The sequence below is a fragment of the Cellulomonas sp. CW35 genome (assembly GCF_052378485.1).
GTDB lineage: Bacteria > Actinomycetota > Actinomycetes > Actinomycetales > Cellulomonadaceae > Cellulomonas > Cellulomonas uda.
On the sequence record NZ_CP199000.1, the window covers coordinates 709,277 to 731,709 of the forward strand.

The 22,433-nt window shown below is 73.2% G+C and carries 23 protein-coding genes; 17 read left to right on the forward strand and 6 right to left on the reverse strand.

The window, feature by feature from the left end; translation table 11 throughout:
- Window positions 1–10: 10 nt before the first annotated feature.
- The 8 genes from ACT17Q_RS03375 (at window position 11) to ACT17Q_RS03410 (ending at window position 10,860) form a co-directional block, all read left to right on the forward strand.
- The gene (locus ACT17Q_RS03375; protein ID WP_444665357.1) at window positions 11–757 is read left to right on the forward strand and encodes an L-ribulose-5-phosphate 4-epimerase; all 747 of its coding nucleotides are present in this window, start codon (window positions 11–13) and stop codon (window positions 755–757) included.
- A complete protein-coding gene (gene araA, locus ACT17Q_RS03380; protein WP_094180843.1) occupies window positions 754–2,262 on the forward strand; it encodes an L-arabinose isomerase in 1,509 nt (502 codons plus the stop codon). Before ACT17Q_RS03375 ends, araA begins: the two co-directional genes overlap by 4 nt.
- A 590-nt stretch (window positions 2,263–2,852) precedes the next feature.
- Window positions 2,853–3,845, forward strand: coding sequence for an ABC transporter substrate-binding protein (locus ACT17Q_RS03385; RefSeq protein WP_444664748.1), 993 nt, complete (start codon window positions 2,853–2,855; stop codon window positions 3,843–3,845).
- 228 nt (window positions 3,846–4,073) lie between these two features.
- Window positions 4,074–5,615, forward strand: coding sequence for a sugar ABC transporter ATP-binding protein (locus tag ACT17Q_RS03390; RefSeq protein ID WP_444664750.1), 1,542 nt, complete (start codon window positions 4,074–4,076; stop codon window positions 5,613–5,615).
- Window positions 5,612–6,697 (forward strand): ABC transporter permease, encoded by a 1,086-nt coding sequence (locus ACT17Q_RS03395; protein ID WP_444664752.1) that lies wholly within the window; start codon window positions 5,612–5,614, stop codon window positions 6,695–6,697. Before ACT17Q_RS03390 ends, ACT17Q_RS03395 begins: the two co-directional genes overlap by 4 nt.
- Complete coding sequence (locus ACT17Q_RS03400; RefSeq protein ID WP_444664754.1) at window positions 6,694–7,746, forward strand: ABC transporter permease subunit; 1,053 nt, start codon at window positions 6,694–6,696, stop codon at window positions 7,744–7,746. The genes ACT17Q_RS03395 and ACT17Q_RS03400 overlap by 4 nt, the downstream gene beginning before the upstream one ends.
- An 82-nt stretch (window positions 7,747–7,828) precedes the next feature.
- On the forward strand, window positions 7,829–8,584 hold the full coding sequence (locus tag ACT17Q_RS03405) for an Ig-like domain-containing protein (protein ID WP_444664756.1): 756 nt from the start codon (window positions 7,829–7,831) through the stop codon (window positions 8,582–8,584).
- A gap of 107 nt (window positions 8,585–8,691) precedes the next feature.
- On the forward strand, window positions 8,692–10,860 hold the full coding sequence (locus tag ACT17Q_RS03410) for an alpha-galactosidase (RefSeq protein ID WP_444664758.1): 2,169 nt from the start codon (window positions 8,692–8,694) through the stop codon (window positions 10,858–10,860).
- A gap of 14 nt (window positions 10,861–10,874) precedes the next feature.
- On the opposite strand, the gene ACT17Q_RS03415 is transcribed toward ACT17Q_RS03410, so the two are convergent.
- The 3 genes from ACT17Q_RS03415 to ACT17Q_RS03425 form a co-directional block, all read right to left on the reverse strand.
- Entirely contained in the window at window positions 10,875–11,750 is an 876-nt protein-coding gene (locus ACT17Q_RS03415) for a PPK2 family polyphosphate kinase (protein WP_444664760.1), read from the reverse strand.
- Window positions 11,751–11,842: 92 nt separating this feature from the next.
- On the reverse strand, window positions 11,843–12,538 hold the full coding sequence (locus ACT17Q_RS03420; RefSeq protein WP_094180839.1) for a potassium channel family protein: 696 nt from the start codon (window positions 12,536–12,538) through the stop codon (window positions 11,843–11,845).
- Between the two features lie 4 nt (window positions 12,539–12,542).
- Window positions 12,543–13,919: a TrkH family potassium uptake protein gene (locus ACT17Q_RS03425; protein ID WP_094180838.1), complete on the reverse strand. Its 1,377-nt coding sequence runs from the start codon at window positions 13,917–13,919 to the stop codon at window positions 12,543–12,545.
- 175 nt (window positions 13,920–14,094) lie between these two features.
- Between ACT17Q_RS03425 and ACT17Q_RS03430 the strand changes: the two genes are divergently transcribed.
- From ACT17Q_RS03430 to ACT17Q_RS03440, 3 genes are all read left to right on the forward strand, one after another.
- Window positions 14,095–15,270, forward strand: a complete 1,176-nt coding sequence (locus ACT17Q_RS03430; RefSeq protein ID WP_094180837.1) for an acetoin utilization protein AcuC — start codon at window positions 14,095–14,097, stop codon at window positions 15,268–15,270.
- A 212-nt stretch (window positions 15,271–15,482) separates the two neighbouring features.
- On the forward strand, window positions 15,483–15,707 hold the full coding sequence (locus ACT17Q_RS03435) for a helix-turn-helix domain-containing protein (RefSeq protein WP_094180836.1): 225 nt from the start codon (window positions 15,483–15,485) through the stop codon (window positions 15,705–15,707).
- 178 nt (window positions 15,708–15,885) lie between these two features.
- On the forward strand, window positions 15,886–15,984 hold the full coding sequence (locus ACT17Q_RS03440) for a 30S ribosomal protein bS22 (protein WP_003792170.1): 99 nt from the start codon (window positions 15,886–15,888) through the stop codon (window positions 15,982–15,984).
- 96 nt (window positions 15,985–16,080) lie between these two features.
- On the opposite strand, the gene ACT17Q_RS03445 is transcribed toward ACT17Q_RS03440, so the two are convergent.
- Both ACT17Q_RS03445 and ACT17Q_RS03450 read right to left on the reverse strand, forming a co-directional pair.
- Window positions 16,081–16,611: a GNAT family N-acetyltransferase gene (locus ACT17Q_RS03445; protein WP_268531257.1), complete on the reverse strand. Its 531-nt coding sequence runs from the start codon at window positions 16,609–16,611 to the stop codon at window positions 16,081–16,083.
- A 136-nt stretch (window positions 16,612–16,747) separates the two neighbouring features.
- Complete coding sequence (locus ACT17Q_RS03450; RefSeq protein WP_094180834.1) at window positions 16,748–17,566, reverse strand: HAD family hydrolase; 819 nt, start codon at window positions 17,564–17,566, stop codon at window positions 16,748–16,750.
- 91 nt (window positions 17,567–17,657) lie between these two features.
- On the opposite strand from ACT17Q_RS03450, the gene ACT17Q_RS03455 reads away from it, so the two are divergent.
- Together ACT17Q_RS03455 and ACT17Q_RS03460 are read left to right on the forward strand one after the other, a co-directional pair.
- Complete coding sequence (locus ACT17Q_RS03455; protein ID WP_232514433.1) at window positions 17,658–17,930, forward strand: glutaredoxin family protein; 273 nt, start codon at window positions 17,658–17,660, stop codon at window positions 17,928–17,930.
- Window positions 17,931–17,940: 10 nt separating this feature from the next.
- Window positions 17,941–18,582, forward strand: coding sequence for a redox-sensing transcriptional repressor Rex (locus ACT17Q_RS03460; protein ID WP_094180833.1), 642 nt, complete (start codon window positions 17,941–17,943; stop codon window positions 18,580–18,582).
- A 152-nt stretch (window positions 18,583–18,734) separates the two neighbouring features.
- Here the strand turns inward: ACT17Q_RS03460 and ACT17Q_RS03465 are convergent, their stop codons facing one another.
- Window positions 18,735–19,298, reverse strand: a complete 564-nt coding sequence (locus ACT17Q_RS03465; RefSeq protein ID WP_444664765.1) for a YceI family protein — start codon at window positions 19,296–19,298, stop codon at window positions 18,735–18,737.
- A gap of 259 nt (window positions 19,299–19,557) precedes the next feature.
- On the opposite strand from ACT17Q_RS03465, the gene ACT17Q_RS03470 reads away from it, so the two are divergent.
- Genes ACT17Q_RS03470 through ACT17Q_RS03485 form a run of 4 tightly spaced genes read left to right on the forward strand, consistent with a single transcriptional unit; the run spans window position 19,558 to window position 22,432 of the window.
- Complete coding sequence (locus ACT17Q_RS03470) at window positions 19,558–20,076, forward strand: MarR family winged helix-turn-helix transcriptional regulator (RefSeq protein ID WP_094180831.1); 519 nt, start codon at window positions 19,558–19,560, stop codon at window positions 20,074–20,076.
- Window positions 20,077–20,125: 49 nt separating this feature from the next.
- Window positions 20,126–20,884 (forward strand): histidine phosphatase family protein, encoded by a 759-nt coding sequence (locus tag ACT17Q_RS03475; protein ID WP_268531252.1) that lies wholly within the window; start codon window positions 20,126–20,128, stop codon window positions 20,882–20,884.
- 1 nt (window position 20,885) lies between these two features.
- Window positions 20,886–21,518, forward strand: coding sequence for a TlpA family protein disulfide reductase (locus ACT17Q_RS03480; protein ID WP_232514432.1), 633 nt, complete (start codon window positions 20,886–20,888; stop codon window positions 21,516–21,518).
- Window positions 21,515–22,432: a cytochrome c biogenesis CcdA family protein gene (locus ACT17Q_RS03485; protein ID WP_444664768.1), complete on the forward strand. Its 918-nt coding sequence runs from the start codon at window positions 21,515–21,517 to the stop codon at window positions 22,430–22,432. The genes ACT17Q_RS03480 and ACT17Q_RS03485 overlap by 4 nt, the downstream gene beginning before the upstream one ends.
- Window position 22,433: the final 1 nt, after the last annotated feature.

Consider the following 22,433-nt stretch of genomic DNA (forward strand, 5'->3'; position numbering starts at 1 on the left):
GCGCACCCCGATGACGAGGACCCTCGCCGACCACCCCGCGTCCGTCCAGGAGGACGTCGCGCGCACCCGCGAGGTCGTCGCCCGCCTGCACGCCGAGCTCCCGCGGTGGGGCCTCGTCGTGTGGACCGCGGGCAACGTCTCGCAGCGCGTCGTCGTCGACCCGGCGGGACCGAGCGAGCGTGACCTGCTCGTCATCAAGCCCTCGGGCGTCACGTACGACGAGCTGACCCCCGAGGCGATGGTCGTGTGCACGCTCGACGGCGAGCTCGTCGACGGCGACCGTGCGCCCTCGTCGGACACCGCCGCCCACGCCTACGTCTACACCCACATGCCCGAGGTCGGCGGCGTCGTGCACACCCACTCGACGTACGCGACCGCGTGGGCCGCGCGCGCCGAGCCCGTGCCGTGCGTGCTGACGATGATGGCCGACGAGTTCGGCGGCGAGATCCCGATCGGCCCGTTCGCGCTCATCGGCGACGACTCGATCGGCCGCGGCATCGTCGAGACCCTGCGCGGCTCGCGCAGCCCCGCGGTGCTCATGCGCAACCACGGCCCGTTCACGATCGGCCGCGACGCGAAGGCCGCCGTCAAGGCCGCCGTCATGGTCGAGGAGGTCGCGCGCACCGTGCACGTCTCACGCCAGCTCGGCGAGCCCCTGCCCATCGAGCAGCACCATGTCGACTCGCTGTACGCGAGGTACCAGAACGTCTACGGCCAGGGCAACGCCGCCACGGCCACCAAGGAGGAGCACGCGTGAGCAAGCCGTACGCCGACCGCGAGGTCTGGTTCTTCACCGGGAGCCAGGACCTGTACGGCGAGGAGACCCTGCGCCAGGTGGCCCAGCAGTCGCAGGAGGTCGCGCGCACGCTCGACGCCAGCCCTGACGTGCCCGTGACGATCGTCTGGAAGCCCGTCCTCAAGGACTCCGACTCGATCCGCCGGGCGATGCTCGACGCGAACAGCGACGACCGCGTCCTCGGTGTCATCACCTGGATGCACACGTTCAGCCCGGCCAAGATGTGGATCCACGGCCTGTCCGTGCTCGACAAGCCGCTGCTGCACCTGCACACCCAGGCGAACGTCGAGCTGCCGTGGGACTCCATCGACTTCGACTTCATGAACCTCAACCAGGCCGCGCACGGCGACCGCGAGTACGCGTACATCGCGGCCCGCATGGGCGTCACCCGGACCACGGTGTCCGGGCACGTGAGCAACCCCGCGGTCGCGCGCCGCGTCGGCACGTGGGTGCGCGCCGCCGCGGGCCGCGCCGCCACGCAGTCGCTGCGCCTCGCGCGGTTCGGCGACAACATGCGCAACGTCGCCGTCACCGAGGGCGACAAGACCGAGGCCGAGGTGCGGTTCGGCGTCTCGGTGAACACCTGGGGCGTCAACGACCTGGTCGCCGCGGTCGCGCAGGTCGCCGACTCCGACGTGGACGTGCTCGTCAAGGAGTACGAGGAGCTGTACGACGTGGCGCCCGAGCTGCGGGCGGGCGGCGAGCGCCACGAGTCGCTGCGCTACGCCGCGCGTCAGGAGGTCGCGCTCGAGCAGCTCCTGTCGTCGCTGGGCGCCAAGGCCTTCACGACGAACTTCGAGGACCTCGGCGACCTGCGTCAGCTCCCGGGCCTCGCGGTCCAGCGCCTCATGGGCAAGGGCTACGGGTTCGGGGCCGAGGGCGACTGGAAGACCGCCGTGCTCGTGCGCGCCGCCAAGGTCATGGGTGCCGGGCTGCCCGGCGGTGCGTCGCTCATGGAGGACTACACCTACGACCTCACGCCGGGCGACGAGCTGATCCTCGGCGCGCACATGCTCGAGATCTGCCCGTCCCTCACCACCGCCACCCCGCGCGTCGAGATCCACCCGCTGGGCATCGGGGGCAAGGAGGACCCGGTCCGCATGGTGTTCGACGCGGACCCGGGCGTCGGCGTCGTCGTCGCGCTGTCCGACATGCGCGAGCGGTTCCGTCTCACCGCGAACGTCGTCGACGTGGTCCCGCCGCGCGCGTCGCTGCCGCACCTGCCCGTCGCGCGCGCCGTGTGGAAGCCCCGTCCGGACTTCACGACGAGCACCGAGGCCTGGTTGACGGCCGGCGGCGCCCACCACACCGTGCTGTCGACAGCGGTCGGTGTCGAGGCGTTCGAGATCTTCGCGGACCTGTCGTCGGCGGAGCTGCTCGTCATCGACGAGAGCACCACCCGGCGCGGCTTCCGCGACCAGGTGCGCTGGAACCAGGCGTACCACCGCCTGGCCCAGGGTTTCTGACCCCACCACCTCGCCCGGGGGTCGTCCCGGGCGTACCGACGAGGCCCCGACCACCACGGTCGGGGCCTCGCTGTCTCCCCCCACCCGCCACCCCGCCCAAGCGCCCCACGCCACCCACGCGCCCCACCCCACCCACCCCACCCACCCACCCCACCCACCCGCCCCACCCCCCGCGGTCGAGTGCGGTCGTCGGTGCTCGAGTGCGCACGCCGGGCGTCCGCACTCGAGCCGGAGCGTGCGCACTCGGCGGAGGGGGAGCGGGCGGTGCGGGGCGCGGGTGGCGGGTGCCGGGTGTGGAGTGCCGGGTGTGGAGTGCGGGGTGTGGGGGTGGGAGGGCGTACCGTCGGCGTGGCGGCGGCGGCGCAGGTGGTCATGGCGGTCGCGGTCGCGGTGGTGCGGCGTGGAGGAGCGGGCGTGGCGCGGGTCGGTCACAGCTCGGTAACAGATCGTTCGAAGGCTGGCCCACCGGACGTGTGAGCGTTAACATCGCCAAGTGAACGCTCACATCGGGACGGATCGCGATGGTGCGACCGGCCGGTGAGGCCACACAGACGTGCTGGGCACGACTGGTTTCTCGAGGAGGAGAAAGCATGGTCAGCAAGAAGTTCCGGGCACGCGGCATCGCCGCGACCGTGGCCGTTCTCTCGCTCGGTCTGGCTGCCTGCAGCAGCGGCGGCGACGGCGACGGTGACGGCGACACGGGTGCGAAGGGCGGCGACGGCGACCTGATCAAGGTCGGCTTCTCGCAGCTGGGCGCCGAGTCGGGCTGGCGGACGGCCAACACGGAGTCGGTCAAGGCCTCGCTCACCAAGGAGAACGGGATCGACCTGACGTTCTCCGACGCGCAGCAGAAGCAGGAGAACCAGATCAAGGCCCTGCGCGACTTCATCGACCAGGGCGTCGACGTCATCGCGTTCTCGCCGGTCGTCGAGACCGGCTGGGACGAGGTGCTGCAGGAGATCAAGGACGCCGAGATCCCGGTCGTGCTCGTGGACCGCACGGTCGACACCACGGTCGAGGACCCGTACGTCACCTGGATCGGCGCGGACTTCCACTCGGAGGGCGTGAAGGCCGGCGAGTGGGTCAAGGAGAACTACCCCGACGCCAAGATCTTCGAGCTGCAGGGCACGCTCGGCTCGGGTGCGCAGGTCGACCGTGAGGCCGGCTTCGACGAGACGGTCGGCGCGGACAAGATCATCGGCAAGGCGTCGGGCAACTTCACGCGCGCCGAGGGCAAGGCCGCGATGGAGGCCGCGCTGCAGGCGTACCCCGACATGAACCTGCTCTTCGCGCACAACGACGACATGGGCCTGGGTGCGATCGAGGCGATCGAGAACGCCGGCAAGGTCCCGGGCAAGGACATCGTCATCGTCACGGTCGACGGTGTGCGCGACGGCCTGCAGGCGCTCGTCGACAAGAAGTTCAACTTCGTCGTCGAGTGCAACCCGGTGTTCGGCGACCAGATCGTCGACGCGATCAAGAAGGTCCACGCCGGTGACGACGTCCCGAAGGAGACCATCGTCGTCGACAAGACGTTCGACCAGAGCATCACGCAGGACGAGGTCGACGCGCGCCTGTACTGAGGCGAGCAGCACGACCGAGCCGCCGACGCCGGCTCGAGGCACGGGCCCGGACCGCTGACGCGGGCCGCGTGCCGGTGACACCACCACAGCCGTGCGGCGGGGCCCCCCGCCCCGCCGCACGGCGCGTCGTCGCAAGGAGTGCACCGCCCCGCGGCCCGGCCGCTCGGCACGGTGCACGGCACCACGTAGCCGCCCTCGGCGGCCCCTCAGCAGGACGGATGACCAACGATGTCCCTCACGTCCGACTCCGCCCCCGTCGTGCAGATGCGTGGGATCACCATCGAGTTCCCCGGTGTGCGGGCCCTCGACGGTGTCGACCTCACGCTCCGGCCGGGTGAGGTCCACGCACTCATGGGTGAGAACGGTGCGGGCAAGTCGACCATGATCAAGGCGCTCACGGGCGTCTACCAGGTCGACTCCGGCGAGATCCGCGTCGCGGGCGAGCCGCACCGCTTCCACTCGACCGCCGAGGCGCAGGCCGCCGGCATCAGCACGGTGTACCAGGAGGTCAACCTCTGCGGGAACCTCTCGGTCGCCGAGAACGTGATGCTCGGGCACGAGGTCCGCGTCGGACCGTTCATCAACTGGTCCGCGACGCGGCGCAAGGCCAAGGAGTACCTCGCGCGCCTCAACCTCGACATCGACCCGCTGTCGCAGCTGAGCTCGCACTCGATCGCGGTGCAGCAGCTGTGCTCGATCGCACGTGCGATGGTCGTCGACGCGAAGGTGCTGATCCTCGACGAGCCGACCTCGAGCCTCGACAAGGCGGAGGTCGCGGAGCTGTTCACGATCGTGCGCCAGCTGCGGGACAGCGGCGTGGCCATCTTGTTCGTCTCGCACTTCCTCGAGCAGATCTACGAGATCAGCGACCGGATGACGATCCTGCGCAACGGGCGGTTCGTGGGGGAGTACCTCACCGCGGAGCTGCCGCGCATCGAGCTCATCTCGAAGATGCTGGGCCGTGCGAGCGACGAGCTCGCGGCGATCGAGGCGGGCGCGCAGCGCGTCGCGCACGACGACGAGCGCGGCACGCCCCTGCTGAGCGCGGTGCGGCTGGGCCGCTCGGGTTCGGTCGAGCCCGTGGACCTCGAGGTCTACGAGGGCGAGATCGTCGGCTTCGCGGGTCTGCTGGGCTCGGGCCGCACCGAGCTCGCGCGCCTGCTGTACGGCGCGGACAAGCCCGACGCGGGCGAGCTGACGGTGTTCGGCGAGCAGGTGCGCTCGGCCGCGCCGCTGTCCTCGCTCAAGAACGGTGTGGCGTACTCGACCGAGGACCGCAAGAAGGAGGGGATCATCGGGGACCTCACGGTCCGCGAGAACATCGCCCTCGCGATCCAGGCGAACCGCGGGATCTGGCGGCGGATCCCCGCCAAGGAGCTCGACGACGTCGTCGACCACTACATGACGGCCCTGAACATCCAGCCGCCGAACCCGAACATGCTCATCAAGAACCTGTCGGGCGGCAACCAGCAGAAGGTGCTGCTGGCGCGCTGGCTCGCGACGTCGCCGAAGCTGATCATCCTCGACGAGCCGACGCGCGGCATCGACATCGGCGCGAAGGCCGAGATCCAGCGCCTCGTCGTCGAGCTCGCGTCGCAGGGCATGGGCGTCGTGTTCATCTCCTCCGAGCTGGAGGAGGTGCTGCGCCTGTCGCACCGCCTCGTCGTGCTGCGCGACCGCGAGAAGGTCGGTGAGCTCGTCAACGGCCCCGACGTGACCTCGTCCACGGTCCTCGAGACCATCGCAGCGAGCGGGAGTGACGCAGCATGATGACCGGAACCGTCCAGACCTCGGGGCTCGCGTGGCTCACGCGGGTCACGCGGCACCACCTGTTCTGGCCCGTGCTCGCGCTCGTCGCGCTGTGGGTCGCGTGCGGGATCGTGAGCCCCGGCTTCCTCGACATCAAGGTCGTCGACGGGCACCTGTTCGGCCAGCTCGTCGACATCACGCGCAACTCGGTGACGTTCCTGCTGCTCGCCTTGGGCATGTGCCTCGTGATCGCGACCGGTGGCATCGACCTGTCGGTCGGCGCGGTGATGGCGATCTCGCTGTCGGTGGCCCTGACGTACATCGACGGCTCGGGCAACGGCGAGAACGCGACGGTCGCGCTGTCGGCGATCGCGATCGCGCTCGCGGTCGCGGCGGTCGTCGGGGCGTTCAACGGGTTCCTCGTCGCAGGGTTGGGCATCCAACCGTTCATCGCGACGATGATCATCCTCGTCGCGGGCCGCGGTATCGCGCTCGCGTTCACGAGCGGGCAGATCACGACGACGCACTCGGCTCCGTTCAAGTCGATCGGGTCCGGCTTCGTGCTGGGCATCCCGACGCCCGTGGTGATCGGGGCGGTCGTGTTCGCGGTCGTCGCGGTCGTCGTGCGGCGCACGGCGCTCGGCATGCTGCTGGAGTCGGTCGGCATCAACCGCACCGCGAGCCACATGGCGGGCGTGCGGTCGCGCAACATCACGTGGCTCGTGTACGTGATCTGCGGCGTCCTGGCCGGCCTCGCGGGCCTGGTCTACGGCGCGCCGACGATGGCGGCCGACGCGAACAACATCGGCCAGCTCATGGAGCTCAACGCGATCATGGCGGTCGTCATCGGCGGCACCAAGCTCGACGGCGGCAAGTTCTCCCTCGCGGGCACGATCGTCGGTGCGCTCATCCTGACCACGCTCGACCGCGCGGTGATCATCTTCCACCTGCCGTCGGAGTCGAAGGACCTGTTCAAGGCGATCGTGGTCATCGCGATCTGCATCGCCGGCTCCGAGCGTCTGCGTGAGCTGTCGGGCCTGCGGCGTGTGCCGCGTCTTCCGGGTGGCCCGACGGCGGCCAAGAAGGTGGAGGTGGCGGCGTGACCGCGCAGACGGTGTCGGAGAAGCTGCCGACGAGGAAGCGGCCGGCCGGCGCGCCGGACGCGCGCTGGAAGCGGCTGCTGGACCGCCGGTACCTGCCGACGGCGGGCACGGTGGCGACGCTGCTGCTGCTCCTCGTGGTGGGCCAGCTGCGCTACAGCACCGACGACCGCAGCTTCATCAGCATGCGGCTGTTCTCCAACCTGTTCATCGACAACTCGTACCTGCTGGTGCTGGCGATCGGCATGACGTTCGTCATCATCTCCGGCGGCATCGACCTGTCGGTGGGTGGCGTGGTCGCGCTCGTCGGCCTGGTGGTGGCGAAGCTGCTGCTCAACGGCGTACCGCTGCCGGTGGTGCTCGTGGTGGGCGTGCTCGTCGGGACGGCGATCGGCTCGCTGATCGGCGTGATGGTCCAGTACTTCCGCATCCAACCGTTCATCGCGTCGCTCGCGGGTCTGTTCCTGGCCCGCGGGCTGGCGAACATGATCGGGACCACGTCGATCGGCATCAAGGACCCGGGCTTCGAGAAGCTGGCGTCCTGGAAGATCAAGTTCGGTGAGCGTCCCGACATCTGGTACATCAACCTGTCGATGATCATCGCGGCCGTGGTGCTGCTGGCCGCGGTGTACCTGCTGCACTACACGCGGTTCGGCCGCACGGTGTACGGGCTGGGCGCGGGCGACGGCGGGCAGGCGGCGGGCCTGATGGGTCTGCGGCCGGGCGCGACGAAGATGTGGGTCTACGTCGTGTCGGGCACGTGCGCCGGCATCGGCGGCATCCTGTTCGCCTTCTACACGAAGTCCGGCTACAACCTGTCGGGCGTCGGCATGGAGCTCGACGCGATCGCGTCGGTCGTCATCGGTGGCGCGCTGCTCACCGGTGGCGTCGGCTACGTGCTCGGCACGTTCGCGGGCGTGACGCTGTACGGCCTGATCCTGGTGGTCTGCAACCGCGAGGGCCTCGAGCCCTGGTGGAACCGCATCCTCATCGGCGCGATCCTGCTCGGCTTCGTGCTGCTGCAGCGCGTCCTCGTCGCGAGACGGAACTAGGGGACACGACGGGCGCGGGACGACGTGGTCCCGCGCCCGTCGCGTCCACCCCGCACGGTACGGCTGAGCGCACGGCGCAGCCGTGCGCGCGGCGGACGAGACGTCGGGCGTGGCGCGCACCGAGTACCGGATCGGCACCGGCGCGTGGACGGCGTGGACGTCTCCGCTCACGGTCGGCCCGGCGGCGACCGTCGTCGAGTACCGCGCGCTCGACGTCGCCGGCAACGTCGAGGTCGTCAACCGGGTCACGGTCCCGGTCGCGGGCTCGGTGCCCGTCGCGACGCGCACGGTCGCGCTCGCGACGACGCCCGTGAAGTACGGCCGCCCCGTCGCCGTGACCGTGAGGGTCACGTCCACCAAGGGCACCCCGACCGGCAAGGTGCGCGTCCTCGAGGGCTCGAGGAACCTCGGGACGACGACCCTCTCGGGTGGCGCCGCGTCGTTCCGGCTGCGCGGGCTCGCGGTGGGCACGCAGACGCTCACGGTCGTGTACGACGGCAACGCCACCCATGCGACGTCGCAGGCCACCGTGACGGTCAAGGTCATGCGGACCACGTCGCGCACCAAGGTCTCGACGCCGTCCGTGACGGTGGGCACGGCGCCGCGTGCCACGGTCACCGTCATCTCGAACGTCACGGTCACCGGCAAGGCGACCGTGACCGTCAGGAAGGGGACCACGGTCGTCGCGAAGGTCACCGGCACGCTGCGCAGCGGCGTCGTCACGGTGACCCTGCCGAAGCTCGCCAGGGGCACCTACGCGGTGTCGGCGACCTACGGCGGGTCGACGACCATCACCGGGTCGACCGGAGGCACGACGCTCGTCGTGAACCCGCGCTGACCCGCCCGACGGGCCGTGTCCACCCCTCCGCACAGGGGCGGACGCGGCCCGTCGGTGTACCGGCGCGGCGCGACGCGGGCACGGGGTCGGGTTGGTTGGATGGGCGCATGCTCGTGCACCTGCGCGCGGCGGGCGTGAGCCTGCTGCTGACCGCGACCGACGACCGCCTGCCGCACGTCCTGCACTGGGGGCGGGACCTGGGCGACGGCCTGGACGCCGACGCCGCGGCCGAGCTCGTGCGTGCGTGGGCGCCGCCGCGTGCGGGCGCGCAGGTCGACGAGCCGGTGCCGGTGCCGGTGCTGCCGGGCCAGGCCGAGGCGTGGCTCGGGACGCCCGGCGTCGCGGGGCACCGGGACGGGCTCGCATGGTCGCCGTCGTTCGTCGTGCGCTCGTCGTCCCTCGACGTGGCGCAGGCCGGGGGGACCGTCCGGGTGCAGGCGGCCGACGAGGACGCGGGGCTGGACCTCGAGCTCGTCGTCGAGCTCACGCCGCAGGGCGTGGTGCGCACGCGCGCGACGCTCACCAACGCGGGCGCGGGCACGTACACGCTCGACGCGCTGCAGCCCGCGCTGCCGGTCCCCGCGCACGCCGCCGAGATCGTCGACCTCGCGGGCCGGTGGGGCAAGGAGCGCACGCCCCAGCGGCACACGTTCACGGTCGGCACGCACGTGCGCGAGGGCCGGCGCGGGCGCACGGGAGCGGACGCGACGCTCGTGCTCGTCGCGGCCGAGCCCGGCACGGACTTCCGGCGCGGCGAGGCGTGGGGCGTGCACGTCGCGTGGTCCGGCAACCACCGCACGCAGGCCGAGCTGATGCCCGACGGCACGCGCCTGCTCGGCGGCGGCGAGCTGCTCCTGCCGGGCGAGGTGCGGCTCGCGCCCGGGCAGGCCTACACCTCCCCGTGGCTGTACGGCACGTACGGCGACGGGCTCGACGCGCTCGCGGGCCGGTTCCACGCGCTGCTGCGGGCCCGCCCGCACCACCCGCGCACGCCGCGACCCGTGACCCTCAACGTGTGGGAGGCCGTGTACTTCGACCACTCGCTGCCGCGGCTGCGCGAGCTCGCGGACCTGGCGGCGTCGGTCGGCGTCGAGCGGTTCGTCGTGGACGACGGCTGGTTCCGCGGCCGTCGGGACGACACGGCGGGCCTGGGGGACTGGTACGTCGACGAGGACGTGTGGCCCGACGGCCTGCGGGCGCTCGCGGAGCACGTGCACGGCCTCGGCATGCAGCTCGGGCTGTGGTTCGAGCCGGAGATGGTCAACCCCGACTCCGACCTCGCGCGGGCGCACCCCGAGTGGGTCCTGCAGGTGCCGGGCCGTACCCCGCCGCTCGTGCGCCACCAGCAGGTGCTCGACGTCGCACGGCCGCAGGTCGCGGCGTACCTGCGCGAGCGCGTCGTGAGCCTGGTGCGCGAGCTCGGTCTCGACTACGTGAAGTGGGACCACAACCGTGACCTCGTCGAGGCGGGCGGGGCGAGCGGCGCCGCGGGCGTGCACGCCCAGACCGCCGCGGTGTACGCGCTGCTCGACGCGATCCGCGCCGACTGCCCGGGGCTCGAGATCGAGTCGTGCTCGTCGGGCGGCGCACGCGTCGACCTGGGGATCCTCGAGCGCACCGACCGCGTGTGGGCGTCGGACTGCATCGACGCGCGCGAGCGGCACGAGATCCAGCGGTGGACCGCGCAGCTCCTGCCCCCCGAGCTCGTCGGGTCGCACGTCGGTGCGGCCCGGGCGCACACCACCGGTCGGGTGCTCGACCTGTCGTTCCGCGCGTCCACCGCGCTGCTCGGCTCGTTCGGCATCGAGTGGGACCTCGCGGCCGCGTCCGACGACGAGCGCGCGGAGCTCGCCGAATGGGTCGCGCTGTACCGGTCCGAGCGCGCCCTGCTGCACACGGGGGTCGTCGTGCGGGACGAGGCGCCGTCCGCCGGGCTGTGGGTGCACGGCGTGGTCGCCCCCGACCGTGCGCGGGCGTTGTACGCGCTCGTCCAGCGCGAACGGCCCGCGACGTGGCCGCCCGGGCGCGTCCGGCTGCCGGGCCTCGACCCGGACGCGCTGTACGAGGTCGCGCCGCACGGCCCGTACGCGCCGCACAGCACGTGGGACCGCCCGGCCTGGTGGTCGGCACCTGTCCGGCTGACGGGCCACGTGCTCGCGACGGTCGGCGTCGCGGCGCCCGCGGTCGAGGTCGACCACGCGGTCCTGCTCACCACCACGCGCGTCGCGGGGGCGGGGCAGTCAGCTGGTCGACACCCCGTTGTGCCGGCCAGCTGACATCCGTGCGCGCGTCAGCGGGTGGCTTCCAGACGCGCGAGCTCGGTGGCCACGTCGAACGACGGCTGCGGCCACGTCAGGTCGAGGTCGAGCAGCGCACGCAGCAGCAGCGCGCTCACGGCCAGGCGGGCGTACCACTTGTGGTCCGCGGGCACCAGGTACCAGGGCGCCACGTCGTACGACGAGCGTGCGAGCACCTCGTCGTACGCGGCCTCGTACGCGGGGCGCTGCAGGCGCACGTCCACGTCGTGCGGCGAGTACTTCCAGTGCTTGTCGGGGCGCTCGAGCCGCTCGTGCAGGCGCGTGTACTGCTCGTCGCGCGAGACCCACAGGACGGCCTTGACGACCGTCGTGCCGTTCGCGACGAGGTCACGCTCGAACGCCTCGATGTCGGCGAACCGCCGGTCGAGCTCGGCGGCGTCCGCCGTGCCCGACGCGTGCGGGACGAGGATGTCCTCGTAGTGCGAACGGTCGAACAGGCCGATGCGCCCGGCGGGCGGGAGCGCGTTGCGGATGCGCCACAGGAAGTGGTGCTCGAGCTCCTCGGGCGTCGGGCGGCCGAAGCCGCGCAGCGCGACGCCCTGCGGGTCGACCAGGCCGAGCACGTGCCGCGCGATGCCGCCCTTGCCGGCCGTGTCGAGCCCCTGGAGGACGACGAGCACGGAGCGCGTGCCCCCGGTGCGGCCCTCCGCGAACAGCCGCTCCTGCAGGTCGGACATCCGCCCGCCGATGGCCTCGAGGGTCGAGCGGCCCTCCTCCTTGCCGCGGGTGTACCCGGGCGTGGAGGCGGGGTCGAGCTGCGTGACGGACCGCCCCGGGACGGCGCGCAGGGCCTCGGCCACGTGGTCGAGGCGCTCGCGCACCTCGTCGTCCGACGGCCGCTTGGCCACGGGGACCGCCTCTCTCGTCGGCGAGCGATGGGACGCGGGGCGTGCCCCGCGCTCGGATGCTATCGGCGCACGGCGTGCCGCGCGAGACCTCGTCAGGGGCGGGCGGCGAACCGCTCGAGGAGGTCGGCGTGACCCGAGACGATGATGATGTCGTTCTGCGAGATGCGGGTCTCGGGGGTCGCGTAGACGAACTCGGTGCCGGGCGACTTCACGCCGACCACCGTGACCCCGTACCGCTCGCGGATCTTCGACTGCGCGAGCGTGAAGCCCTGCGTCTCCTTCGGCGGGCGCATCTTGACGACCGTGAAGCCGTCCTCGACCTCGATGTAGTCGAGCAGCTTGCCGGAGACGAGGTGCGCGACGCGCGAGCCCGCGTCCGCCTCGGGCAGCACCACGTGGTGCGCGCCGATGCGCTGCAGGATGCGCGCGTGCTCGTTGGAGACCGCCTTCGCCCAGATCTGGGGGATGCCGATGTCGACGAGGTTGCCCGTGATGAGCACCGACGCCTCGAGGTAGGACCCGACGCCGACGACCGCGACGGGGAAGTCCCGCGCGCCGAGCTGCTCGAGCGCCTCGGGGTTGGCCGCGTCGGCCTCGACGAGCGCGATGCGCCCCGCCCACTGGGCCACGAGCTCGGGGCTGCGCTCGACCGCGAGCACGTCCTGCCCGAGCCGGTCCAGCGTCGCCGCGATCGCGGACCCGAACCGGCCCAGCCCGATGACGAGCACACCCGAGTCCTTCTTGGGCGTGCGCGGGGCGCCCTGCGTGCCTGCGCGTGCGTCGCGCATGGTCTCAGCCAATGATCGGCCTCTCTTCCGGCAGCCGGATGACCCGACGACGGTTGCGCAGCGCGAGCGCGGCCGCAAGCGTCATGGTGCCGGTCCGGCCGATGAACATCAGGACGGTGAGCACGTACTTGGCGGCGTCGGGCAGGTCCGGCGTGATGCCGGTCGACAGCCCGCACGTCGCGAACGCGGAGATGACCTCGAACAGCACGACGTCGAGGCGCAGCCCCGTCATCGCGAGCAGCAGCAGCGAGGCGATGAGCACGAACGTCGCGGAGATGAGCGAGACCGCGATCGCGACCTGGAGCGCGTCGCGCGGGATGCGCCGGCCGTACGCCTCGACGTCCCGGTCGCCGCGGGCCTCCGCGACGATCGCGAGCAGCATGACCGCGAGCGTCGTCACCTTGATACCGCCGGCGGTCGAGGCCGAGCCGCCGCCGACGAACATGAGCGCGTCCATGAGCAGCCAGGTCGACTCGTGCATCTGGCCCACGTCGACCGTGGAGAAGCCCGCCGAGCGGGGCATGACGCCCGCGAACAGGGACGCGAGCGCGGTACCCGACGCGTCGATGGGTGCGAACGTGCTCGGGTTCGTCCACTCGAACGCGGCGACGAGCACGGAGCCCGCGACGACGAGCGCGAGGCTCGTCGTGATCGTCAGCTTGGCGTGCAGGCTCCACCGCCGCGGCTCGCGCAGGTTCCTGGCGACGTTGAGGATCACGGGGAAGCCGAGCGACCCGATGAACACGCCGACGATGATCGGCAGCAGCACCCACCAGTCGGAGATGAACGGCGCGAGCCCCTCGGGCGTCGGCACGAACCCGGCGTTGTTGAACGACGAGACGCCGTAGAAGATCGCGTGCCACGCGGCCGTGCCCCACGACTCGTCGTACATGTGGAAGCGGGGGAGCAGGACGAGCGAGATCGCGACCTCGAGGGTCGTCGAGGTCACGATGACGGTGCGCACGAGCGAGCCGACCTCGCCGAGCCGCGTGAACTTGGTCTCCGACGAGACCAGCAGGCGCTGCGTGAGGCCGATGCGCCGCGAGACCGCCATGCCCAGCAGCGACGCGAGCGTCATCACGCCCAGGCCGCCGATCTTGATCGCGACGAGGATGACGACGAGCCCCCATGTCGACCAGTACTCGCCGGTGGGGACCACGACGAGACCGGTGACGGTGCTCGCGGACGTCGCGGTGAACAGGGCGTCGACGAACGGGGCGCGATGCCCGGACGCGGTCGCCCACGGTGCGGACAGCAGCACCGTGACGAGCGCGATCACCGCGGCGAACACGCCGAGCGCGAGGCGGGCGGGCGACTGGCGCGCGGACCGGTCGACGAGCTCACGCGCGCGCCACGCGACGCCGGGGCCGCTGCGCGCCATCCCACCTCCCGAGCTCGTCCCGACCAGCGTGCATCGCACACTCTGGCACGTCGCGCGCACCTGGGCCGCGCGCGGTCCGCGACGCGCCCGCGCTCGTCCGGCCCGCCGCCACGCGCCGCCGCGGGACGCGCCACGGGGGTTCGACACCGCGCCGGTTCGGTGTTTGGGTGTGGTCATGACGCCGCGGCCGCGCGTGGAGTGGGCGCCCGAGATGCTCCGCTACGACTTCGGCACGGGGCACCCGATGTCGCCCGCACGGCTCGCCCTGACGATCGACCTGGCGGGCGAGCTCGGCCTGCTCGAGCACGTCGACGTCGTCGCCGCGCAGCTCGCGCCCGACGAGCTGCTGACCACGGTGCACGAGGCCGCGTACGTCGCGGCGGTGCGGCGCGCGGCCGACGAGGGTGTGCGCGACGAGGCCCGCGGCCTGGGCACGCGCGACGACCCGATCTTCCCGGGCATGCACGAGGCGTCCGCGCGCGCGGTGCAGGGCACCCTCGACGGGGCGCTCGCGGTGTGGCGCGGCGAGACCGACCACGCGGTGAACATCGCGGGCGGCCTGCACCACGCGATGCCGGGCGCCGCCTCGGGGTTCTGCGTCTACAACGACGCGGCGGTCGCGATCCGTGCGCTGCTCGACGCGGGCGCGGAGCGAGTGGCGTACGTCGACGTCGACGCGCACCACGGCGACGGCGTGCAGGCGGTGTTCTGGGACGACCCGCGCGTCCTGACGGTCTCGGTGCACGAGTCGGGGCGGACGCTGTTCCCGGGCTCGGGCCACGCGTACGAGACGGGCGGGCGGCACGCCGAGGGCTCGGTGGTGAACCTGCCGCTGCCGGCGGGCACGTCGGACGCGGGCTGGCTGCGCGCGATCGACGCGGTCGTCCCCCCGGTCCTGCACGCGTTCGGCCCCGACGTGCTGGTCACGCAGCACGGGTGCGACACGCACCGCATGGACCCGCTGAGCAACCTGCGGGTGACGGTGGACGCGCAGCGGCTCGTGGCGCAGCGGCTGCACGACCTCGCGCACGAGGTGGCGCACGGCCGGTGGGTCGCGCTGGGCGGCGGCGGGTACGCCGTGGTGGACGTCGTGCCGCGCGCGTGGGCGCACCTGCTCGCCGTCGCGGCGCACCGGCCGGTCGACCCGGACCGGGTGGTCCCGCAGGCGTGGCGCGACCGGGTCGCGCGGGACTTCGGGCGCGAGGGGCCGGTGTCGATGTCCGACGGCGCGGTGCCGGCGTTCCGCACCTGGGAGTCGGGCTTCGACCCGGCCGACGAGGTCGACCGGGCGATCCGGGCGACCCGGGCCGAGGTGTTCCCCCTGCTGGGTCTGGACGTCCACCACGAGTGACCGGCCTGCCGCGCGCGTCGCGGCGCTCGTGCTGGTCAGACGCCCGGGTGGGAGGGATCCGGGCAGACCGGTCGTCACACCCGTCACCCCTTTCACTCCTGTCCCAGGCGCCACTAAGGTTGGGCCAGCCCGTCGACGACGGGTCACAGGGCCGGCGCGTGAGCACCGGGGGACGGGTGCCGCAGGGCGCCCCAGGAGGACGATCCGCACCGATGAGCGACCAGCCGGGCCGCGTGCGCTACCTGACCGTCGTGGAGGTCGCGGACGTCATGCGCGTCTCCAAGATGACGGTCTACCGCCTGCTCCACTCCGGCGAGCTGCCGGGCGTGCGCGTGGGCCGCTCGTTCCGCGTCCCGCAGGACGCGCTCGACGCCTACCTGCGCTCGTCGATGTCGAGCGTGACCCCCGAGCAGGACACCGAGCGCCGCTCCTCCTGACGTCCTGTCCGACGCACGTCGCGGGCACCGGCCGTCATCGCGTAAGGTAGGCCCTCGGACTTTCCTTGTGCGGGCGGCCGTGCGCGAGCACGGCCGTGAGCCCTGACCGGGCGACCGCGCGTCGAACGACCAGCACAGGTCCGCTGCCGCGGGCCCCACCGGAAGCGAGAGTGGACCCATGGGCTCCGTCATCAAGAAGCGCCGCAAGCGGATGGCCAAGAAGAAGCACCGCAAGCTGCTGCGCAAGACGCGTCACCAGCGTCGCAACAAGAAGTGACCACCCGCTGCTCCGGCAGCGCGTGAGCGAGGGCTCGGCCGTCCGGCCGGGCCCTCGCTGTCTGTCCCGGCGCCTCGGACGCCCGAGCGGGATGTCTCAGAGCGCGCGCTCGAGGACGAAGTCGTCCTCGATGCGGGACCCCACGCGGAAGTGCTTGGTGCCGACCCGCAGGAAGCCGTGGCGCTCGTAGAACCGCTGCGCGCGCGCGTTGAGCTGGTTCACGCCCAGCCAGCACCCGAGCGCGTGGCGGCCGCGCGCGTCGGCGAGGGTCGCGGTCATCAGCGCGTCGGCCACGCCCCGCCCGTGGCGGTCGGGGTGCACGTAGCACTTGGACAGCTCGGCGGTCGGCCACAGCGACAGCGCGGAGCGCACGTCGGAGTCCGCGGGCATGCCGGCGACCAGCATCGTGTACCCCTCGAGCGTGCCCGCCTCGTCGTGCGCGACGAGCACCGTGCGCCTGCCGTCCGCGAGGTAGCCCTCGAACGCGGTGCGCGACAGCACGGTCTCGACGAACGCCCGCTGGTCCTCGGGCGTCGACCCCGGGGGGCAGGCGAGCGGGAACGTCACGGCTGCCAGGTCGGCGAGAGCGGCGAGGTCGTCGAGCCGCGCGCGGCGAACGGTTGTCACGGAGGAACCCTAGGACGCTCGCGGGGGGCCTCCGGGGCCCGGGACAGGCGCTGGCACCCAGGCCGGGCCACGTGTCGTGACGTCCGGCGCGTGTTCGTCCGACCTCCGCCCCGGCGGGACCGCGCGGAACGGCTCCTCAGCCTCCGGCGTGTCGCGTCAGCCCGCGCCGGGCGGCCCGCGCCGAGACGGCGGTCGCCCACACCGCGCCCGCCACGGTGGCGGCGCGGACCCCGCGCGTGAGCGAGCGCCGTGCGGGCCGGAAGTCGCGCACGGGCCATCCCTGGCGTGCCGCGTGCCGCCGCAGGCGACGGTCCGGGTTGATCGCGCACGGGCGCCCGACCGCGGACAGCAGCGGCAGGTCGTTCGTCGAGTCCCCGTACGCGGCGCAGCGCGCCAGGTCGATCCCGGTGCGCTCCGCGAGCGCCCGCACCGCGCGCGCCTTCGCCTCGCCGTGCAGCAGGTCGCCGACGAGCCGGCCCGTGTAGAAGCCGTCGACCTCCTCGGCGACCGTCCCGAGCGCACCCGTCGTCCCCAGCCGGCGCGCGAGCAGGCCCGCGATCTCCATCGGCGACGCGGTGACGAACCAGACCTCGTCGCCGGCCGCGACGTGCGCGTCGATCAGCGCGCGCGTGCCGGGGTACAGGCGCAGGTGCAGCACCTGGTCGTACACGTCCTCCGCGATCGCGGTGACCTCCGCGACGGAGTGCCCGCGCATGATCGCGAGCGCCTCGCCGCGCAGCCGGTCGATCTGCCGGCGGTCCTCACCGACGAGCCGGTAGCGCAGCTGGTGACCCGTGAACCGCAGCAGGTCCCACGGCCGGAAGAACCCTCGTCGGTACAGCCCGACGGCCAGGTGGAACGCGCTCGCGCCGCGCACCACGGTGTTGTCGACGTCGAAGAACGCGGCCGTGCGCCCGGCACCCACCGCGGCACGGTCGTGCGTCGGCTCCGGCATCCGGTCACTGTAGCCAGCCCCGAGCGGCCCGCGCCGGGTCGGCGGTCCGAGGCGCCCGCACGCGGGTCCCGCGCGCACTAGGGTCGGGCTCGTGCACGACGACGAGCCGACGACCACCGCACGCGTGGTCCTGTTCTCCCGCGCGGGGTGCCACCTGTGCGACGACGCGCGCGCGGTCGTCGCCGCCGAGGCGTCCCTCGCGGGCACCGCGTGGCGCGAGGTCGACGTGGACCGCGACGACGAGCCGGGCCGTGACCTGTCGCAGTACGGCGACCTGGTGCCCGTGGTCGAGGTCGACGGCGTGCGGCAGGGGTACTGGCGCATCGAGCCGGCGCGGCTGCGGCGCGCGCTGGCCGCCCGCTGAGGGCACGGGCGTGCGCACGACGCCGGACCGCGCGGAGCCGCCGGACGCGACCGTCGCCCGCCTGCCCGGGTACCTGCACGCGCTGGAGTCCGTGCGCGGCTCGCGGGTCGTGACGTCCGAGGAGCTCGCGGCGGCCGCGGGTGTCTCGCCCGCGCAGCTGCGCAAGGACCTGTCGTTCCTCGGCTCGTACGGGCGCCGGGGCGTGGGGTACGACGTCGCGCACCTCGAGCGCCAGCTCGGCGAGGTGCTGGGCGTGCAGACACGGCGCGCCGTGGTCATCGTCGGGATCGGATACCTGGGGCACGCGCTGGCCAGCTACGGCGGGTTCGCCGAGCGCGGGTTCGAGGTGGCGGCGCTCGTCGACGCCGATCCGCAGGTCGTCGGGACGACCGTCGCGGGGCTCGTCGTCGAGCCCGCCGACGCGATCGGCCGCGTGGTGGGGCGTACGTCGGCGTCGGTCGGGGTGATCGCCGTCCCGGCGCCGCACGCGCAGCCCGTGTGCGACGCGCTCGTCGGCGCGGGGGTGACGGCGCTGCTGACGTTCGCGCCGCGCGCGCTGCACGTGCCCGAGCACGTGACCGTGCGGCAGGTGGACGTCGCGAGCGAGCTGCAGATCCTCGCGTTCCACGACGCGCGTCGTCGCACGCGCTGACACCGCACGCGCTGACACCGCACGCGCTGCCGCACGTCCGGGGGCAGACGCCGCGGGCGGGCCCGGCGTGGTGCCGGACCCGCCCGCGGGTCACGCGGCGGCGTCAGGGGGTGCGCTGCCGCGGTGGTCGGGCGCCGCTGGGGCGCCCGGGCTCAGGCCTGCTTGATGGCCGAGACGTCGAGCGTGATGGTGACCTTGTCGGAGACGAGCACGCCGCCGGCCTCGAGCGCGGCGTTCCAGGTCAGGCCGAACTCCTTGCGGGAGATCGTCACCGACGACTCGAACCCGGCGCGCGTGTTGCCGAACGGGTCGACCGCGACACCGTTGAACTCGGTGGCGAGCTCGACCGGGCGGGTCTCGCCGTGGATCGTCAGGTCGCCGGCGATGACGTACGCGTCGCCCTCGGCACGGATGGCGGTCGAGGTGAACGACCACTCGCCGAACGTCTCCACGTCGAAGAAGTCGCCGCTCTTGAGGTGGCCGTCGCGGTTCGCGTCGCCCGTGGAGACGGTCGACGGGTCGAGCGTCGCGGTGACGGAGGTCGAGGCGAGGTCCTCGCCGACCGTGATGGCGCCGCCGGTGACGGCGACCGTGCCGCGGACCTTGGAGATGCCCGCGTGGCGGACGGTGAACGCCGCCTCGGTGTGCGAGGAGTCGATGGCCCAGGTGCCCGTGGTGAGGCCGGCGGGGAGGGCGGTGGTGGTCGTGGCGCTCATGGTGGTTCTCCCTGAGAGGTCGGTGGTGCCGGATGGTCCGGGCAGTCGGTCGAGTTGTTGAACTATCAACTGCTGCTAGTTCAAAGTTGTACTACAGTGGGAGGCCGAGCGCAAGACCCAGCCGGGGACTCGTCGTGCACCCGGTCGGCTGGGACACTCGTCCGGCGAGCCGCCGGGCACCCGACGACGCAGCCCCTGACGCACGCACGACGCACGCACGCACACCGCCGAGCACGGCGCCGCACGAGAGGTGAGACACGTGGCCACCACCACACCGACGACGTCCGCACCCGCGGCCCCCACCGCCGACGAGGTGCGGTGGCTGACCGCCGAGGAGCAGCTGAGCTGGCGCGCGTACCGCAACGGCGTCGCGATGCTCAACGACACCCTCGCGCACGAGCTCGAGGCCGAGACCGGCCTGTCGATCCACGAGTACGAGGTGCTCGTGCGCCTGTCCGAGGCCCCCGAGCGCACCATGCGCATGTCCGAGATCGCGACCGGCCTCGCGCACTCGCGCAGCCGCCTCACGCACACCATCCGGCGCATGGAGGAGCAGGGCCTCGTCGAGCGGCACCAGTGCCTGCACGACGCGCGCGGTGTGAACTGCACGATGACCGAGCAGGGGTGGCAGCGCCTCGTCGCCGCCGCACCCAGCCACGTGCGGTCGGTGCGCGCGCACCTCGTCGACGTGCTCACCCCCGAGCAGTTCCGCGCGCTGGGCGAGGCGATGGACGCCGTCGCCGAGCACCTGTCCGGTGGCGCGTCTCACCCCGGCTGACCCCCGGCCCGGCCCCGAGCACACGGCTGCGTGAGGGACACTGGCTCCCATGGTCGCGACCACCGTCCACCTGATGCGCCACGGTGAGGTGCACAACCCCGACGGCGTGCTCTACGGACGTCTGCCCGGGTACCGCCTGTCCGAACGCGGGCGCGCGATGGCGCGCCTCGTCGCCGCGCACCTGTCCGGCCGCCGGTACGAGGGCGAGTGGCTCAGCGAGCTGGGGCACGAGGACGCCGCCGCCGACGCCGTGGTGGCGAGCAGCGCCCTCGCGCAGGCCGCGGGCGCCGCGCCCCTGGCCGGGACGCGCCGGGACGTCGTCGCCGTGATCGCCTCGCCGCTCGAGCGCGCGCAGGAGACCGCCGCGCCCATCGCGGCCGCGTTCGGCGTCGAGGTCGGCACCGACCCCCGGCTCATCGAGGCCGACAACCACTTCCAGGGCAGGACGTTCGGCGTGGGCGACGGCTCGCTGCGGCACCCCGAGCACTGGCCGTACCTGCGCAACCCGTTCCGGCCGTCCTGGGGCGAGCCGTACCGCGAGCAGGTCGACCGCATGCTCGCGGCCGTCGACTCCGCACGCGAGCTCGCCCGCGGGCACGAGGTCGTGCTCGTCTCGCACCAGCTCCCCGTGTGGGTCACGCGGCTCGCGCTCGAGAAGCGCCGGCTGTGGCACGACCCGCGCCGCCGCCAGTGCTCTCTCGCGTCGCTCACGAGCCTGACGTTCGAGGACGACACGCTCGTGGCCCTCACCTACACCGAGCCCGCCGCCGCGCTGCTGCCCGGCGCCGCGACCGTGGCAGGTGCGTGACGTGACGCCGCTCGCCGGGGCCCGGGCGGCCCGCCGCGCCCCGCGCGCGCTGGTCGCCGCCGCGCTCACTGTGCTGGTCGCGGGGCTCGTCGGGGTGCTCGCCGCGTGCGGCCCCGCGCAGGAGCAGTCCACCGACACCACCGACGACGGCTACGTCTCGGGCGACGGCTCGACGAAGACATGGGCCCCGGGCGACCGCCAGGGCCCCGTCGAGCTCGCGGGCACGGACTACGAGGGCACCGCGCAGGACGTCGCCTCCTGGCGCGGCGACGTCGTCGTGCTCAACACCTGGTACGCCGCCTGCCCGCCGTGCCGCGCCGAGGCACCCGACCTCGTCGCGTTCGCGAACGAGTACGCCGAGCAGGGCGTGCGCGTCCTGGGGCTGAACTCGACCGACGAGGCCGGTGCCGCGCAGGCGTTCCAGCGCACGTTCGACGTGCCGTACCCGAGCCTCGAGGACACCAGCGGGCAGGGCGTGCTCGCGCTGCAGGGCGTCGTGCCGCTCAACGCCGTCCCGACGACCGTCGTGCTGGACCGCGAGGGCAAGGTCGCCGCGCGCGTCGTCGGGCTGCTCGACGCCTCGACGCTGCGCACCGTCGTCGACGACCTCCTCGCCGAGCCGGTGCCGTCGTGACGCCGGGCGCGCTGTCCACGCTCGCGGGGTCGACGCAGGTGCTCGCCGCCGGCGGGTCGTTCGGGCAGACCGCCGCGAGCGGGTCGCTGCTGCTGGCCGTGCCCGTGGCGGTCGTCGCAGGCGTCGTCGCGTTCGCGTCGCCGTGCGTGCTCCCGCTCGTGCCCGGCTACCTCGCCTACCTGGGCGGCATGACGGGCGCGACGAGCACGCGGCTCGGCGCCGGTGCGCCGACCGGGCCGGCCGGGTCAGCCGTGGCCGGTGGCGTCGTGCGCGGGGTCGCGCCCGGGCAGCCGGTCGTCGGTGCCGACCAGGACGCGCCGCGGCGCCACCCGGCCCGCGCGCGCGTGCTCGCCGGGGTCGGGCTGTTCGTCGCCGGGTTCTCGCTCGTGTTCGTCGTGTTCGGCGTGCTCGCCGGGACGCTCGGCTCGGCGCTCGTGCAGTGGTCCGACGTGCTCTCGCGCGTGCTCGGCGTCGTCGTCGTGCTCATGGGCCTGGCGTTCTGCGGCCTCGTGCCGTTCCTGCAGTACGAGAAGCGCCTGCACCTCGCGCCGCGCGCCGGGCTGTGGGGCGCGCCGCTGCTGGGCGTGACGTTCGGGCTCGGGTGGACGCCGTGCATCGGCCCGACGCTCGCCGCGATCTACAGCCTGTCGCTCGACCAGGCGTCCGCCGGGCGCGGTGCGCTGCTCGCGGTCGCGTTCTGCGTGGGCCTCGGGCTGCCGTTCCTGCTGGTCGCGCTCGGCGTCGAGCGCTCCGCGCGTGCGCTGACCTTCCTGCGCCGGCACCGCCTCGCGATCATGCGGGTCGGCGGCGGCCTGCTCGTCGTGCTCGGTCTCGCGCTCGTCACGGGCGTGTGGGACACGTGGGCGCAGTGGCTGCAGGGCGTGTTCACCGACGACTTCGTGCCGGTGGTGTGAC